Origin of the sequence: Pseudomonas sp. HMSC063H08, assembly GCF_001813645.1 — a bacterium.
Classification (GTDB): domain Bacteria; phylum Pseudomonadota; class Gammaproteobacteria; order Pseudomonadales; family Pseudomonadaceae; genus Pseudomonas; species Pseudomonas aeruginosa.
This window is the reverse complement of sequence record NZ_KV813599.1, coordinates 34,001-48,928: the sequence shown is the minus strand read 5'-3', so window position 1 is coordinate 48,928 and position 14,928 is coordinate 34,001. Positions and strand designations below refer to the sequence as shown.

Sequence of the window (14,928 nt, the reverse complement as noted above, 5' to 3'; positions counted from 1 at the left end):
CGCATTATAGGGAGATAGAAACTGGCGTCAACGATTATTTCAAAAATAATTCACATAACCGCCGGAAGCGCTTTCAGCCCACCGAAACCGCCTCGCCAGCCGGCTTTTTCTGCGCCAGCAGGTAGAGCCCGACGAGGAAGCCGACCAGGCACAGAGTGACCACGTAGTAAGCCGGCCCCATCGGGCTCTGCTTGAGCAGCAGGGCCACCGCCATCGGCGTCAGCCCACCGAAGATGGCGTAGGCCAGGTTGTAGGAAAAGGACAGGCCGGAGAAACGCACAACCGGTGGGAACGCATTGACCATCACGTAGGGAACGGCGCCGACGATGCCGACGAAGAAGCCGGTCAGTGCATATAAAGGAAAGAGCCAGTCCGGGTGGGCCTTGAGGTTGCCGTAGAAGCTCCAGGACACCAGCGCCAGCAGCACGCTACCGGCGACGAAAGTCAGCCCCGCGCCGAAACGATCCGCCATGCGCCCGGCGACGATGCAGCCAAGGGTCAGGCAGACGATCGCCAGGCTGTTGGCCTTGAGCGCCGTGGCGGCATCGAAGCCGTATACGCTCTGCAGAACGGTAGGGGTCATCAGGATGACCACCACGATCGCGGCCGACAGCACCCAGGTCAGCAGCATCGACACCAGGACGGCGCCACGATGATCGCGGACCACCGCTTTCAACGGCACTTCCTCTGCCAGTGCCTTGCGTTGCTGCAGCTCGGCGAATACCGGCGTCTCGTGCAGCCAGCGGCGCAGGTAGACCGAGAACAGGCCGAACACCCCGCCGAGCAGGAAGGGTATCCGCCAGGCGTAGTCCTGCACCTCTGTCGCGCTATAGAAGCTATTGATCGCAGTAGCCACCAGCGAGCCCAGCAGGATGCCCGCCGTCAGGCCGGAAGTCAGCGTCCCGCAGGCATAACCGACATGCCGTGCCGGTACATGCTCGGCGACGAAGACCCAGGCCCCCGGTACCTCCCCGCCAATCGCGGCGCCCTGGATCACCCTCAGCAGGAGCAGCGCCAGGGGCGCCCAGATGCCGATCTGCGCGTAGGTCGGAAGCAGGCCCATGATCAGGGTCGGCACCGCCATCATGAAGATGCTCAGGGTGAACATGCGCTTGCGCCCGAGCAGGTCGCCGAAGTGGGCCATGATCACGCCGCCCAGCGGCCGCGCCAGGTAGCCGGCGGCGAACAGGCCGAAGGTTTGCAACTGACGCAGCCATTCCGGCATGTCCGCCGGGAAGAACAGCTTGCCGACCACGGTGGCGAAGAACACGAAGATGATGAAGTCGTAGAACTCCAGCGCTCCACCCAGGGCGGAGAGGGACAGGGTCTTGTAGTCGCTGCGGGTCAATGGACGCTGGGCCGGCGCCTCGGGAGCATTCGCGGATGGCATGTCGGGATTGTTCTCTTTATTCGTTCAGCAAGCATGAGCGGGGTTCGACCGGCAGGCGTGTCGACCTGCGACCCGGGGACGCAGGAGCGAAACCATAGCAAATCGACGAATGTCCACACAGTCGGTCGAAGAGAGAACCGGGCGGTCGTCGGCCGCCCTACTCCTCTATATAATGCCCGGGCGCCTCTGAAAGCTGTCCCAAGACCTTGCACCGGCAGGCGTTTTGGGAGAGTTTTCCCCTAAACCGCGCTTGAACAAGAAATCCGGGGGGCACGAGGCCCTTACCTATGATCGAGCTTGAACAAGAAGACCCCATTCCCCAGGGAGACCTGGCCTTGCAGATTACCGCGCTGCCGCGCGAAACCAACGGTTTCGGCGATATCTACGGCGGTTGGCTGGTATCCCAGATGGACCTGGCGGGAACCGCCATGGCCAGCAAGATCGCCGGCGGCCGTATCGCCACCGTCGCCATCGACCGCATGGCCTTCATGGTGCCGGTCGCGGTAGGTGCCCAGCTTTCCTTCTATACCCAGACCCTGGAAGTCGGTCGCAGCTCGATCCGCATGCTGGTCGAGGTGTGGAGCGACGACCCGCTGTCCAGCGAATGGCGCAAAGTCACCGAGGCGGTGTTCGTGTTCGTCGCCATCGATGGCAGCGGGCGCACCCGCCCGGTCCCGCCACGCCGGGGCTAGACGCAGGAACGCCGGCTATCGCCGGCGTTCTTGTTTGCGCGTTCCTCAGGCCCGCACGGGGTTGCCGCGTACCGGCGCATCCCCGGCCACGTAGTACTTCGCCGTGCTGCGCGGCAGCGGCTGGCGACCGCGGATCCTGTCGGCGATCTTCTCGGCCATCATGATGGTGGTGGCATTGAGGTTGCCGGTGATGATCAGCGGCATGATCGACGCATCCACCACTCGCAGTCCTTCCATGCCATGGACCCGTCCCTGGCCATCGACCACCGCCATGTCGTCGCTGCCCATCTTGCACGAGCAGGATGGGTGGAAAGCGGTCTCCGCATGGTTGCGGATGAACTCGTCGAGTTCGGCGTCCGACTGCACGTTCACCCCTGGGCTCAACTCGCGGCCCCGATAGGGGTCCAGCGCCGGCTGGTTCATGATCTCGCGGGTCAGCCGGATGCCGTCGCGGAACTCCTGCCAGTCCTGCTCGTGGGACATGTAGTTGAACAGGATGCTCGGATGCTGGCGCGGGTCCCTGGACTTCAGGTGGATGCGCCCGCGGCTCGGCGAGCGCATCGAGCCCATGTGCGCCTGGAAGCCGTGCTCCTGCACGCCCTTGCTGCCGTTGTAGTTGATCGCCACCGGGAGGAAATGGAACTGGATGTTCGGCCATTCGAACGCTTCGCGGGTTCGGATGAAGCCGCCAGCCTCGAACTGGTTGCTGGCGCCGAGGCCCTTGCCGAGGAACAGCCACTGGGCACCGATGGCCGGCTGGTTCCACCATTTGGTCGCCGGGTAGATCGACACCGGCTGCTTGCAGGCGTACTGCAGGTAGAGTTCCAGGTGATCCTGCAGGTTGGCGCCGACGCCCGGCAGGTCATGCACCACCGGGATGTCCAGGTCGCGCAGCAGGGCCGCCGGGCCGACGCCGGAGCGTTGCAGCAATTGCGGCGAGGCGATCGCGCCGCTGCACACCAATACTTCGCGGCGGGCGTGGGCGGTGACCGGGTTGTCGCCGTTGCCCACCAGGTAGGAGACGCCGATGGCGCGCTTGCCGCTGAACAGGATGCGGTCGCTCAGGGCGTGGGTGACGATGGTCAGGTTGGGCCGGCCGCGGGCCTGGTCCAGGTAGCCGCGCCCGGTGGCGGCGCGACGGCCCTCCGGGGTGACGGTCCGGTCCATGGGGCCGAAGCCTTCCTGCTGGTAGCCGTTGAGGTCATCGGTTCGCGGGTAGCCGGCCTGCACGCCGGCCTCGACCATCGCATGGAACAGTGGGTTGTTGCCGGCCTTCGGCGTGGTCACGCTGACCGGGCCGTCGCCGCCATGGTAGTCGTTGGGGCCGATGTCCCGGGTTTCCGCCTTGCGGAAGTACGGCAGGCAGTCGAGGTAGCTCCAGTCCTCGAGGCCCGGCTCCTTGGCCCAGCCGTCGAAGTCCAGGGCGTTGCCGCGGATGTAGCACATGCCGTTGATCAGCGAGGAGCCGCCCAGGCCCTTGCCGCGACCGCACTCCATGCGGCGGTTGTTCATGTAGGGCTCGGGGTCGGTCTCGTAGGCCCAGTTGTAGCGCCGCCCCTGCAGCGGGAAGGCAAGGGCCGCCGGCATCTGGGTGCGGAAGTCGAAGCGGTAGTCGGGACCGCCGGCTTCGAGCAGCAGGACGCTGACGTCGGCATCTTCGGTGAGGCGGGTAGCGAGTACGTTACCGGCAGAGCCGGCTCCGATGATGATGTAGTCGAATTCCTGGGACATGCAGGCCTTCCTCTTTTCTCGGCATGACACCGGCCGCGACGCTGGCGCGCCGGTGTCTGGAAGTTCGGAATGGCCGGTGTCAGGGAGCGTTGCCTGGGACCGGCCTGGTTAGGGGTTCGAGCGCTGCGTCGAGGCTCAGAACACCGAGGCGTAGTCGCCCAGCTCCACTTGCACGGACTTGATGCGAGTGTAATGAGCCAGGGTGGTGAGACCGTTCTCGCGACCGACACCGGATTGCTTGTAACCGCCGACCGGCATTTCCGCCGGCGACTCGCCCCAGGTATTGATCCAGCAGATGCCGGCTTCCAGGCGATGGATGGCGCGGTGGGCGCGGGCCAGGTCCTGGGTCACGACGCCGGCGGCGAGGCCGTACTCGGTATCGTTGGCGCGGCGGATCGCCTCGTCTTCGTCGTCATAGACCAGGATGCTCATCACCGGGCCGAAGATTTCCTCGCGGACGATGGTCATGTCGTCGCGGCAATCGGTGAACACGGTCGGCGCGACGTAGGCGCCATTGCCGAACGCTCCATCGGTCACACGCTCGCCGCCGCACAGCAGGCGAGCCTTCTGCGCCTTGCCGGACTCGATGTAGCCGAGCACGCTTTCCATGTGCGGGAAGCTGACCAGCGGGCCGAAGTTGGTGTTCTCGTCCTGCGGGTCGCCGAGACGGATGCGCTGCACGCGCTCCAGTACCTTGGCTTCGAAGCGGGCCTGCTGGGAACGGTGGATGAACACCCGGGTGCCGTTGGTGCAGACCTGGCCGGAGCTGAAGAAGTTGGCCATGACGGCGATGTCGGCGGCACGGTCGAGGTCTGCGTCGGGGAAGATGATCAGCGGGGACTTGCCGCCCAGCTCCATGGTCACTTCCTTCAGCGACGAGCTGGAAGCGCTGGCCATGACTTTCTTGCCGGTGGAGGTGCCACCGGTGAAGGAGATCTTCTCGATCAGCGGGTGCTCGGTCAGCCACTGGCCGACTTCGCGTCCGCTGCCGGTGAGCACGTTGAACACGCCGTCCGGCACGCCGGCCTCGGTGTAGATCTCGGCCAGCTTGAGGGCAGTCAGCGGGGTGACTTCGCTGGGCTTGAAGATCATCGCGTTGCCGGCAGCGAGGGCCGGGGCGGATTTCCACAGGGCGATCTGCACCGGGTAGTTCCAGGCGCCAATGCCGGCGACCACGCCCAGCGGCTCGCGGCGGGTGTAGACGAAACTGGTTTCGCGCAGGGGAATCTGCTCGCCTTCGATGGCCGGGACCAGGCCGGCGTAGTACTCGAGCACGTCGGCGCCGGTGACGATGTCCACCGAGCGGGTTTCCGCCAGCGGCTTGCCGGTATCCAGGGTTTCCAGGGCGGCCAGTTCGTCGTTGCGCTCGCGGAGGATGTCGACGGCGCGACGGAGGATGCGCGAGCGCTGCATGGCGGTCATCGCCGCCCACACCTTCTGCCCCTCGACGGCGCTCTGCACGGCCCGCTCGACGTCTTCCCTGGAAGCCCGCTGGACCTTGGCGAGCACTTCGCCGTTGGCCGGGTTGATGGTCTCGAAGGTGGCGCCACTGCTGGCCTCCACGTAGCGACCGCCAATGTAGAGCTTCTGTTCTTCGAATCGGGCCATGTTGCAGTCCTCTCTTATCGGTATCGCAGGCGCAAGGCGGCGCCGCGGGGGTTTTCGTCCCTACCCCGACTGTTTTGCCAACTGCTGGTCGAGGTAGTCGTAAGCGATGTTCAGGGCCTCGTCGGTATCGAAGGCGTCGCCGGTCAGCGCGCCACGCAACCACAGGCCGTCGATCAGGGCCGCCAGGCCGCGTGCCGCGGCGCGGGCGTCGTCCGCCGAGAGCTGGCGGCGGAACTGGTAGCACAGGTTCGAATACAGGCGATGGTCGTTGACCCGCTGCAATCGACGCAGTGCCGGCTGGTGCATGCTGGTCGCCCAGAACGCCAGCCAGGTCTTCATCGCCGGACCATTGACCTGGCTGTCGTCGAAGTTGCCTTCGACGATCGCTCGCAGGTGCGCCCTCGGACTGTCGTCGTAGAGCGCCGCGCGGCGTTCGCGTACGGCCTTGCTCAAGGCGCTGAGCAGGTGCCGCATGGTCGCTTCCAGCAAGCCGTTCTTGTCCTGGAAGTAGTGGCTGATGATGCCGTTGGAAACACCCGCCAGGCGGGCAATCAGGGCGATGCTGGCGTCTCCCATGCCGACCTGATCGACCGCCTCCAGGGTGGCGTGAATCAGTTGCGAGCGGCGGATGGGCTGCATACCGACCTTGGGCATTGCTATCTCCTCTCGTCGATGGGTGCGTGCGGGCACCGACCGACGTCATTGGTGGCCAGTCTATTTTGTTTTTATTGAACGTTCAATCAACTAAGAATAAGCTCGGCGTCCATGAGCGGCTCCCAGCCTGCGTGCAACCTGGCCCGCGCCGTTCATCACCTCGTCGCCGAAGTCCGCCAAGGATCGCAGAATCCGGGCTTCAAGTGGGGTGGCAATGCTGTGTCTGTAGTCCGCGGCCATAAGCCGCCATGCTTTCACTGCCATGGGGTCATCCTCCAATGAGTACTGCTTCGCCAATAAAAACAAACGAGCAGGTACGTCTGAATCCGATCGTGTTCTTCGGCTCGACCGCACTGATCCTGGTTCTGACCGCCGCCCTCATCCTCTATCCCGACAGCGCCGGAGCCTTGCTCGGCCGCATCCAGGCGTGGCTGTCGCACAGCTTCGGCTGGTACTACATGCTGGCCATCGGCGCCTACCTGTTCTTCGTCGCCTGGGTGGCCTTCTCGCGCTTCGGCACCCTCAAGCTCGGCGAGGAGCATGAAAAGCCGGACTTCAGCTACGGCGCCTGGGCCGGCATGCTGTTCTCCTCCGGGATCGGCATCTCGCTGCTCTACTTCGCCGCATCCGAGCCGATCGACCACCTCTACCACCCGCCCGAAGGCGTTCCCGGCAGCCCTCAGGCGGCGCGCCAGGCGCTGCAACTGACCTTCCTCCACTGGGGCCTGCACGGCTGGGCGATCTATGCCCTGGTCGGCCTCGCCGTCGGTTATTTCGCCTACCGCCATCGCCAGCCGCTGGCGTTGCGTTCGGCGCTCTATCCGATCCTCGGCGAGCGCTGGGTGAAAGGCGCCGCGGGCCACGCGGTGGATTGCTTCGGCATCTTCGTCACCCTTCTCGGGCTGGTGACCAACCTGGGCATCGGCGCCTTGCAGGTGTCGTCCGGTCTCGAGTACCTGACCGGCATGCCGCACAGCAAAGGCACCCTGCTGGCGGTGATCCTGGTGATGAGCCTGGTCGCCACCCTGGCGGCGGTCTCCGGTGTCGAGAAAGGCATCCGCCGGCTGTCCAACCTGAATATCGTGCTGTTCAGCTCGCTGCTGCTGTTCGTGCTGGTCTGCGGTTCGACCCTGGAACTGCTCAACGGCTTCGTACAGAACCTCGGCGACTATCTCGACGGCCTGGTGCTGAAGACCTTCGACCTCTACGTCTACACCGGTGCCGGCGCCGGCAAGAGCGAGGAATGGCTGGGCCTGTGGACCCTGTTCTACTGGGCCTGGTGGATTTCCTGGGCGCCCTTCGTCGGTATGTTCATCGCCCGCATCTCCCGTGGTCGCAGCGTGCGCGAACTGGTCTGCGGGGTGCTGCTGATCCCGCTGGGCTTCACCCTGGCCTGGCTGTCGGTATTCGGCAACAGCGCCCTGGACCTGGTGATGAACCACGGCGCGACCGACCTGGGCAAGGCCGCGCTGGAACAGCCGTCGATGTCGATCTACCTGCTGCTGGAACACTATCCGCTGTCGAAGATCGTCATCGGCCTGTCGATCTTCGTCGGCTTCGTGCTGTTCCTCACCCCGGCGGATTCCGGCTCGGTGATGCTGGCCAATCTCTCGCGCAGCGGCGGCGAGCTGGACGAGGACGCGCCGAACTGGCTGCGCATCCTCTGGTCGGCCGTCGTCACGCTAGTCACCATCGGCCTGCTGTTCGCCGGCAACTTCACGGCGATGCAAACCGTCGTGGTGCTCGCCGGGCTACCGTTCTCGGCGGTGCTGATCCTGTTCATGTTCGGCCTGCACAAGGCCATGCGCGCCGACTACGAGGCCCAGGTCGGCGACCGCCGCACCTACCAGCCAGTGCCGGCGCCAACCCAGCACCAGACCTGAATCCGGCGCCGCTAGGGCGCCCTCGCCAATCAGGTGCGTACTTGGCCCGGCGTTTCGCCGGGCCTTTCTTTTCTGCCGCCCGGCGCCCGTCGCATGCCGCAGGAACCGGCGCGCGGGAGCGTGCGAAAGGAAGAACAGACGGAAAAAGCGCGGAGGATAAACGCGAATGCCCGGCAGCGCCGGGCATTCGCAGCGGCCCCGAGCGGGCCTTGGGGGTCAGCCGAGGTTCTTGCCCAGCAGCGCGTGGTACAGCTCGCTGTCGCCGAGCACCCCGACCACCCTGTCCTGCTCCTGCAGAACCAGCTTGTGGCCGGTCTGGTAGCGAATCTGCAGGGCATCGCGCATACGGATGCTGACATCCACCAGGGTCGGTTCGCGGCGCAGCTTCTCCACCGGGTCGCCCTGGCGCCAGCGTTGCAGGTCGATGACGTTGCTGCCCTGGCGCGCGCCCTTGAGCACGTCGCCTTCGCTGAGACCGATCCAGCAGTCGCGGCCCTGGTCGAAGCAGATCTCGTCGTTCTGCCGGATGCACTGGTCGAGGCCACGCATCAGGCTCTGGCCGCACAGCACGTTGAGCGGGTTGGTATGGGCGACGAAGGTACGCACGTAGTCGTCCGCGGGGCTCAGCACGATCTCTTCCGGCTTGCCGTGCTGGATGATCCGGCCGTCCTTCATGATCGCGATGCGGGTGCCGATCTTCAGCGCCTCGTCGAGGTCGTGGCTGACGAACACGATGGTCTTGTGCAGTTGCCGTTGCAGCACCAGCAGTTCGTCCTGCAATTGCTGGCGGATCAGCGGGTCGAGGGCGGAGAACGGTTCGTCCATCAGCAGGATGTCGCCATCCATCGCCAGCGCGCGAGCCAGGCCGACGCGCTGCTGCATGCCGCCGGAGAGCGAGTCGGGACGCTTGTCGCGCCACTGCGAGAGACCGACCAGCTCGAGCTTCTCGTCGATCAGCTTCTTCCGCTCGGCGGCCGGACGGCCCTGCATCTCCAGGCCGAAGCCGACGTTCTCGGCCACCGTCAGCCAGGGCATCAGGGCGAACTTCTGGAACACCATGGCGATGCGCTTGGTGCGCATGGCCTTGAGGGTCGCCGGCGAGCAGTTGGCGATGTCCACCTGCGAACCTTCGTGCTCGATCAGCAGCTTGCCGCGGCTGACCTTGTTCAGGCCGTTGATGCAGCGCAGCAGGCTCGACTTGCCGGAGCCGGAAAGTCCCATCAGCACGCAGATCTCGCCGCGGTTGACGTCCAGGCAGGCGTCCTCGACGCCGAGCACCTGGCCGGTGCGCTTGAGGATCTCGGCGCGGCCGAGGCCCTGGTCGAGGAGCTTCAGGGCTTCCTTGGTGTGGGTGCCGAAGATGACGTCCACATGGTCGAATCGGATCGCGGTCATGGCTTATTTCCCCTTCACGGCGCGCTGCTTGCACACCCGGTCGAGCAGGATGGCGAGCAGGACGATGGCCAGGCCGGCTTCGAAGCCGAGGGAGATGTCGGCGGTGTTCAGCGCGTTCACCACCGGCTTGCCGAGGCCATCGGCGCCGACCAGCGCGGCGATCACCACCATCGACAGGGAGAGCATGATGCATTGGGTGATGCCGGCGGCGATGCTCGGCATCGCGTGCGGCAGCTCGATGCGCGTGAGCAGTTGCCAGCGCGAGCAGCCGAAGGCCTTGCCGGCGTCGAGCAGCTCCGCCGGAACGTCCTGGATACCCAGGCAGGTCAGGCGGATCGGCGCGGCGACGGCGAAGATCACCGTGGAGATCAGGCCCGGCACCACGCCGAGACCGAACAGGGTCAGGGTCGGGATCAGGTAGACGAAGGTCGGTACCGTCTGCATCAGGTCCAGCAACGGCCGCAGCGCGGTGTAGAACCACGGCTTGTGCGCGGCGACGATGCCCAGCGGCACGCCCACGGCGATGCACACCAGGGTGGCGAATATCACCTGGGCGAGGGTTTCCATGGTCTCCTGCCAGTAGCCCAGGTTGAGGATCAGCAGCAACGAGGCCAGGGCGAACACGGTCAGCCCCCAGCTGCGCTGGATGAAATGCACCAGCCCTACCAGCAAGGCGATCAGCACCAACGGGTTGAACCAGAGCAAGCCGTTGGTGACGCCATGGATGAGGAACTCCAGGGTGTCGGAGATCTTGTCGAAGAACGATGCGCCATGCAGGGTCAGCCAGTCGACGAAACCGGCGATCTGCTCTCCCAGCGGGAGCTTGTGATCAGTCAGGAACATAATCAGGGTCCATCAAGAGCGGGAAATGAACGACCGGTCGCCTACTTGGCGAACGCCAGCTTGGCCGCGGCTGCGGCAGGCTGCCCGTCGCGGGTGGTGACACCGGCCAGCCAGGCATCCAGCTGTTCCGGGTGATCCTTCAACCAGGCCTTAGCGGCTTCCTCGGGTTTCTTGTTTTCGTTGAGTACCGCGTCCATCAGCTTGTTCTCCATCTCGAGGGTGAAGCTGAGGTTCTTCAGCAGTTGGCCGACGTTGGCGCACTCCTGGGCGTAGCCCTTGCGCACGTTGGTGTAGATGGTCGCGCCGCCATAGTTGGGGCCGAAGAAGTCGTCGCCGCCTTCCAGGTACTTCATCTGGAAGCGGGTATTCATGGGGTGCGGCTCCCAGCCGAGGAACACCACCCACTGGTTGCGCCGGATGGCCCGCTGCACCTGCGAGAGCATGCCCGCCTCGCTGGATTCCACCAACTTGAACTTGCCCAGTTCGAAGGCGTTCTTGTCGATCATGCTCTGGGCGACGCGGTTGCCGTCGTTGCCCGGCTCGATGCCATAGATCTTGTTGCCCAGCTTGTCGGAGAACTTCGCGATATCGGCGAAGCTGCGCAGGCCGCCGTCGTAGACGTACTGGGGAACCGCCAGGGTGTACTTGGCGCCCTCCAGGTTGGCGCGCAGTGTCTCGACCGTACCTTTCTCGGCGTACTGCTTGATGTCGTTGGTCATGGTGGGCATCCAGTTGCCCAGGAATACGTCGAGGTCGTTGTTGGCCAGGGAGCGGTAGGTCACCGGCACCGAGAGCAGATTGACCTTGGTCTTGTAGCCGAGGGACTCGAGGACCTGGCGGGTGACCGCGGTGGTCACTGTGATGTCGGTCCAGCCGACGTCGGCGAAACGCACCGACGCACAGGATTCGGGCTCCGCGGCCTGGGCTGCCAGCGGTGCGCACAGAGACACGGCCAGCAGCCAAGACTTGCAACCTTTCATAGCGAACTCCTCTGCAGGGTAAGGCGCCGGCGCTACCCCGAAGGGCGCGGCGGTCTGTCTGTATCGGGCCGACCGGTAGCGGCCCTCAGCGGGCAATTCGTGAACGATCATGAAACAGGACGCATCCGTCGCCTACAGGGTGGGTCGCAACCAGTGCAGGCGGGGTCGCATTCAGTACCCGCTGTGTCGCATTCAATCATAGTGGTCTTTGCCGGCGACCAGCGGATGCCGTTTTCGGAGCGGCGCGAGCCCGTTCTCATTCCGACGCCGTGCAGGTGCAGACGCCCCCCGGCCGCAGAGGTTCCCCGATCCGGGCGCGGACGCGGCGCTTTTGGACATGGCCGGGTCGGTGGCGGATGCGGCCCGCCTCGGGGAAAGCCCGATGATGCGCAGGAATCGCGGGCGGAGGAGCCGCCACCCCCACTACGCAGGCACGGATGCCGCGGCAATCCCGGAGGCCGGCATGGCTATCAGTGTGTTCGACCTTTTCAAGATCGGTATCGGCCCGTCCAGTTCGCATACCGTCGGCCCCATGCGCGCCGCCGCGCTGTTCACCGCTGCCCTGCGCCAACGCCAGGCGCTGTCGGCGGTGCGGCGTCTCGAAGTGCGCCTGTACGGCTCGCTGTCCGCCACCGGCGTCGGCCACGGCACCGATCGCGCGGTGATCATGGGCCTGATGGGCGAATGGCCGGATCGTATCGACCCGACCCAGATCGCCCCGCGCATGGCCGCGCTGCTCGATAGCGGCCTGCTGCAACTGGACGGCCGCGTGGCGGTACCGTTCGACTGGGTGCGCGACATGCGCCTGCTCGACGAGAACCTTCCCTACCACCCCAACGCCATGACCCTGGTCGCCTACGGCGAGCAAGACGAACTGCACCAGGAGACCTACTACTCGGTGGGCGGGGGCTTCGTGGTCGATGCGGCACAGGCCGCCTCGGGACAGCTCGACCAGGACCACACGGTGCTGCCCTACGACTTCTCCAGCGCCGAGGAACTGTTGCTGCTGTGCAAGCGCCACAACCTGCGGGTATCCGAGCTGATGCTGGCCAACGAACGCATCTGGCGCAGCGAGACCGATATCCGCGAAGGCCTGCGGCGCATCTGGCAGGCGATGCGCGATTGCGTCGACAACGGGTTGCGCAACGAAGGCATCCTTCCCGGCGGGCTCAACGTGCAACGCCGCGCCGCGCGCCTGCACCGCAACCTGCAGGAGATCGGCAAGCCCAACGTGATCGGCTCGACCCTCAGCGCCATGGAATGGGTCAACCTGTTCGCCCTGGCGGTGAACGAGGAGAACGCCGCCGGCGGACGCATGGTCACCGCGCCCACCAACGGCGCGGCGGGGATCATCCCGGCGGTGCTGCACTACTATATGAAGTTCAATCCCGACGCCCAGGACCGCGACGTCGTCGACTACCTGCTGGCCGCCGCCGCGGTGGGCATCCTGTGCAAGAAGAACGCCTCGATTTCCGGCGCCGAGGTCGGCTGCCAGGGCGAGGTCGGCTCGGCCTGCGCGATGGCCGCCGCCGGCCTGGCGGAAGTCCTCGGCGCCACCCCGGCGCAGGTCGAGAACGCTGCCGAGATCGGTCTGGAACACAACCTCGGGCTGACCTGCGACCCGGTTGGCGGGCTGGTCCAGGTGCCCTGTATCGAGCGCAACGCGATCGCCGCGGTGAAGGCCATCAACGCGGCGCAAATGGCCTTGCGCGGCGACGGCCAGCATTTCATCTCGCTGGACAAGGTGATCCGCACCATGCGCGACACCGGCGCCGACATGCACGACAAGTACAAGGAAACCTCGCGCGGGGGCCTGGCGGTGAACGCCATCGAGTGCTGAACCGGAATTGCTCACGAAACGATCGAGACGCCACTTTTTGGCGCATATGACGCGTGACCGGGCGGTCGCCATCCGTCACACTGCGGGGTAACGGCTCGCCGCCCGTCGTTACCTTTGTCGCCACGGCCGCTGCCCCGCCTTCTCGCCGGGGGCCGCCCTGGTGCTACCGAAATGCCCAGGCGCGCGGCGCGCCGCCAGCCGTCGCCCATGCTGTCGTTGTGCCAGGCCCGAGTGGAAATGCCGGGCTAAAGCCTTCCGGCTTTTTTGATTGAACGACCAATCAATATAGGCATGGCATTTGCCTTGCTCTGGTTACAAGCAACGCCGACGGCGTGGCCCAAGCAGCCACCCGGAAATTCCAACAATCATAAAAAAAGCCTCGTGAGAGGCCTGCTTGCTCAGCGTGAGGAGATACACCCATGACCACGTACGCGCCCGGAGTTCCGCCACAGAACCGAAATCCGCAGTCCATCGGCTTCCTGCTGCTGGATAACTTCACCCTGATCTCCCTGGCCTCGGCGGTGGAACCGTTGCGCATGGCCAACCAGCTCTCGGGACGCGAACTCTACCGCTGGCATACGCTGAGCCTGGACGGCCGCCAGGTCTGGGCCAGCGACGGCCTGCAGATCACCCCCGACGCCGGTACCGACAACGCCCCGGCAGTGGATTGCGTGATCGTCTGCGGCGGCGTCGGCATCCAGCGCAGCGTCACCCGCGAGCACGTCACGTTCCTCCAGGCCCAGGCCCGCCAGGGTCGGCGCCTCGGCGCGGTGTGCACCGGCAGTTGGGCGCTGGCCCGCGCCGGCCTGCTCGACGGCTACGATTGCAGCGTGCACTGGGAATGCCTGGCGGCGATGCAGGAAGCCTTCCCCCGGGTGGCCATGAGCACCCGCCTGTTCTCCATCGACCGCAACCGCTTCACCTCTTCCGGCGGCACCGCGCCGATGGACATGATGCTGCACCTGATCGGCCGCGAGCATGGCCGCGAGCTGTCGGCGGCGATCTCCGAGATGTTCATCTACGAGCGCATCCGCAACGAGCAGGACCACCAGCGCGTGCCGCTCAAGCACATGCTCGGCACCAACCAGCCGAAGTTGCAGGAGATCGTCGCGCTGATGGAGGCCAACCTGGAGGAACCGATCGACCTCGACGAACTGGCGGTCTACGTCAACGTCTCGCGTCGCCAGCTCGAGCGGCTGTTCCAGAAGTACCTGCACTGCTCGCCGTCGCGCTACTACCTGAAGCTGCGCCTGATCCGCGCCCGCCAGTTGCTCAAGCAGACGTCCATGTCGATCATCGAGGTGGCCTCGGTCTGCGGCTTCGTCTCCACCCCGCACTTCTCCAAGTGCTACCGCGAGTACTTCGGCATCCCGCCGCGCGACGAGCGCCAGGGTCAGCCGCTGGGCCAGCCGGTGGTGCTGATGCCGATCCCGCAGGACCTGGCGCTGATGCCCAACTCCTCGGCGCTGTCGGCCCTGAGCCAGGCGCAGGGCGAGTCGACCTTCGCCAGCGTGCGGATCTGACCGCGCGTCCCTGCCCGCCCGTCCACGGGGGCGGGCAGGGCCTTGTCAGCCCCGCGGCACCAGCGCCGGCAGCAGTTGCCGGGAAATCGCCTCGCGCACCGCCGGCAGCAGCGTGGCGTGCCCGCCGAGCATGTCCTCCACCAGCCGCCGCAGCGCCTGGGCGCGCTCCGGGCTGAGGCCGCGCACGGCGTATTCGCAGGCCTGCTCCGGAGTCGAGTCCGGCGGCACGCTGAAGCCCAGCGCCTGCAGGCGTTCGCGGAAATCGTCCTGGTCGATCAGATCGGCGTGCATCATCGCGGCAGCTCCTTCGATGGGGATTGCCATCGATTCTGCTGAGCCCACGTCGCTCCCGGCAAGGGGGCTGTCCCGCCTGGACATGGGCAGGTCGT

General features: G+C 65.7%; 12 protein-coding genes. 4 read left to right on the top strand and 8 right to left on the bottom strand.

Annotated features, from left to right (window positions below; all coding sequences use genetic code 11):
• Positions 1–73: 73 nt before the first annotated feature.
• Positions 74–1,390 (bottom strand): MFS transporter, encoded by a 1,317-nt coding sequence (locus tag HMPREF2924_RS28790; RefSeq protein ID WP_003096675.1) that lies wholly within the window; start codon positions 1,388–1,390, stop codon positions 74–76.
• 287 nt (positions 1,391–1,677) lie between these two features.
• Here HMPREF2924_RS28790 and HMPREF2924_RS28785 point away from each other — a divergent pair, with 287 nt between their 5' ends.
• Complete coding sequence (locus HMPREF2924_RS28785; RefSeq protein ID WP_003096677.1) at positions 1,678–2,082, top strand: acyl-CoA thioesterase; 405 nt, start codon at positions 1,678–1,680, stop codon at positions 2,080–2,082.
• Between the two features lie 45 nt (positions 2,083–2,127).
• On the opposite strand, the gene betA is transcribed toward HMPREF2924_RS28785, so the two are convergent.
• The 3 genes from betA to betI form a co-directional block, all read right to left on the bottom strand.
• On the bottom strand, positions 2,128–3,813 hold the full coding sequence (gene betA / locus HMPREF2924_RS28780; protein WP_003136284.1) for a choline dehydrogenase: 1,686 nt from the start codon (positions 3,811–3,813) through the stop codon (positions 2,128–2,130).
• 135 nt (positions 3,814–3,948) lie between these two features.
• Positions 3,949–5,421, bottom strand: a complete 1,473-nt coding sequence (betB, locus tag HMPREF2924_RS28775) for a betaine-aldehyde dehydrogenase (RefSeq protein WP_003111336.1) — start codon at positions 5,419–5,421, stop codon at positions 3,949–3,951.
• A 60-nt stretch (positions 5,422–5,481) separates the two neighbouring features.
• Positions 5,482–6,075: a transcriptional regulator BetI gene (betI, locus tag HMPREF2924_RS28770; protein ID WP_003096684.1), complete on the bottom strand. Its 594-nt coding sequence runs from the start codon at positions 6,073–6,075 to the stop codon at positions 5,482–5,484.
• Positions 6,076–6,407: 332 nt separating this feature from the next.
• Here betI and HMPREF2924_RS28765 point away from each other — a divergent pair, with 332 nt between their 5' ends.
• The gene (locus HMPREF2924_RS28765; protein ID WP_003122396.1) at positions 6,408–7,958 is read left to right on the top strand and encodes a BCCT family transporter; all 1,551 of its coding nucleotides are present in this window, start codon (positions 6,408–6,410) and stop codon (positions 7,956–7,958) included.
• Positions 7,959–8,174: 216 nt separating this feature from the next.
• Here HMPREF2924_RS28765 and choV read toward each other — a convergent pair whose 3' ends face one another.
• From choV to HMPREF2924_RS28750, 3 genes are read right to left on the bottom strand one after another with little or no spacing between them, the layout of a single operon-like run.
• Positions 8,175–9,353, bottom strand: coding sequence for a choline ABC transporter ATP-binding protein (gene choV / locus HMPREF2924_RS28760; protein WP_003096690.1), 1,179 nt, complete (start codon positions 9,351–9,353; stop codon positions 8,175–8,177).
• A gap of 3 nt (positions 9,354–9,356) precedes the next feature.
• Positions 9,357–10,196, bottom strand: coding sequence for a choline ABC transporter permease subunit (gene choW / locus HMPREF2924_RS28755; protein ID WP_003096692.1), 840 nt, complete (start codon positions 10,194–10,196; stop codon positions 9,357–9,359).
• 41 nt (positions 10,197–10,237) lie between these two features.
• Positions 10,238–11,176 carry a choline ABC transporter substrate-binding protein gene (locus HMPREF2924_RS28750; protein ID WP_003104841.1) on the bottom strand — a complete coding sequence of 313 codons (939 nt, stop codon included), beginning with the start codon at positions 11,174–11,176 and terminating at the stop codon, positions 10,238–10,240.
• Positions 11,177–11,639: 463 nt separating this feature from the next.
• Here HMPREF2924_RS28750 and HMPREF2924_RS28745 point away from each other — a divergent pair, with 463 nt between their 5' ends.
• Together HMPREF2924_RS28745 and HMPREF2924_RS28740 are read left to right on the top strand one after the other, a co-directional pair.
• On the top strand, positions 11,640–13,016 hold the full coding sequence (locus tag HMPREF2924_RS28745; protein WP_003136285.1) for an L-serine ammonia-lyase: 1,377 nt from the start codon (positions 11,640–11,642) through the stop codon (positions 13,014–13,016).
• A gap of 419 nt (positions 13,017–13,435) precedes the next feature.
• The gene (locus HMPREF2924_RS28740; RefSeq protein ID WP_003096699.1) at positions 13,436–14,539 is read left to right on the top strand and encodes a choline metabolism transcriptional regulator GbdR; all 1,104 of its coding nucleotides are present in this window, start codon (positions 13,436–13,438) and stop codon (positions 14,537–14,539) included.
• 45 nt (positions 14,540–14,584) lie between these two features.
• On the opposite strand, the gene HMPREF2924_RS28735 is transcribed toward HMPREF2924_RS28740, so the two are convergent.
• Positions 14,585–14,833 carry a hypothetical protein gene (locus tag HMPREF2924_RS28735; RefSeq protein ID WP_003096701.1) on the bottom strand — a complete coding sequence of 83 codons (249 nt, stop codon included), beginning with the start codon at positions 14,831–14,833 and terminating at the stop codon, positions 14,585–14,587.
• Positions 14,834–14,928: the final 95 nt, after the last annotated feature.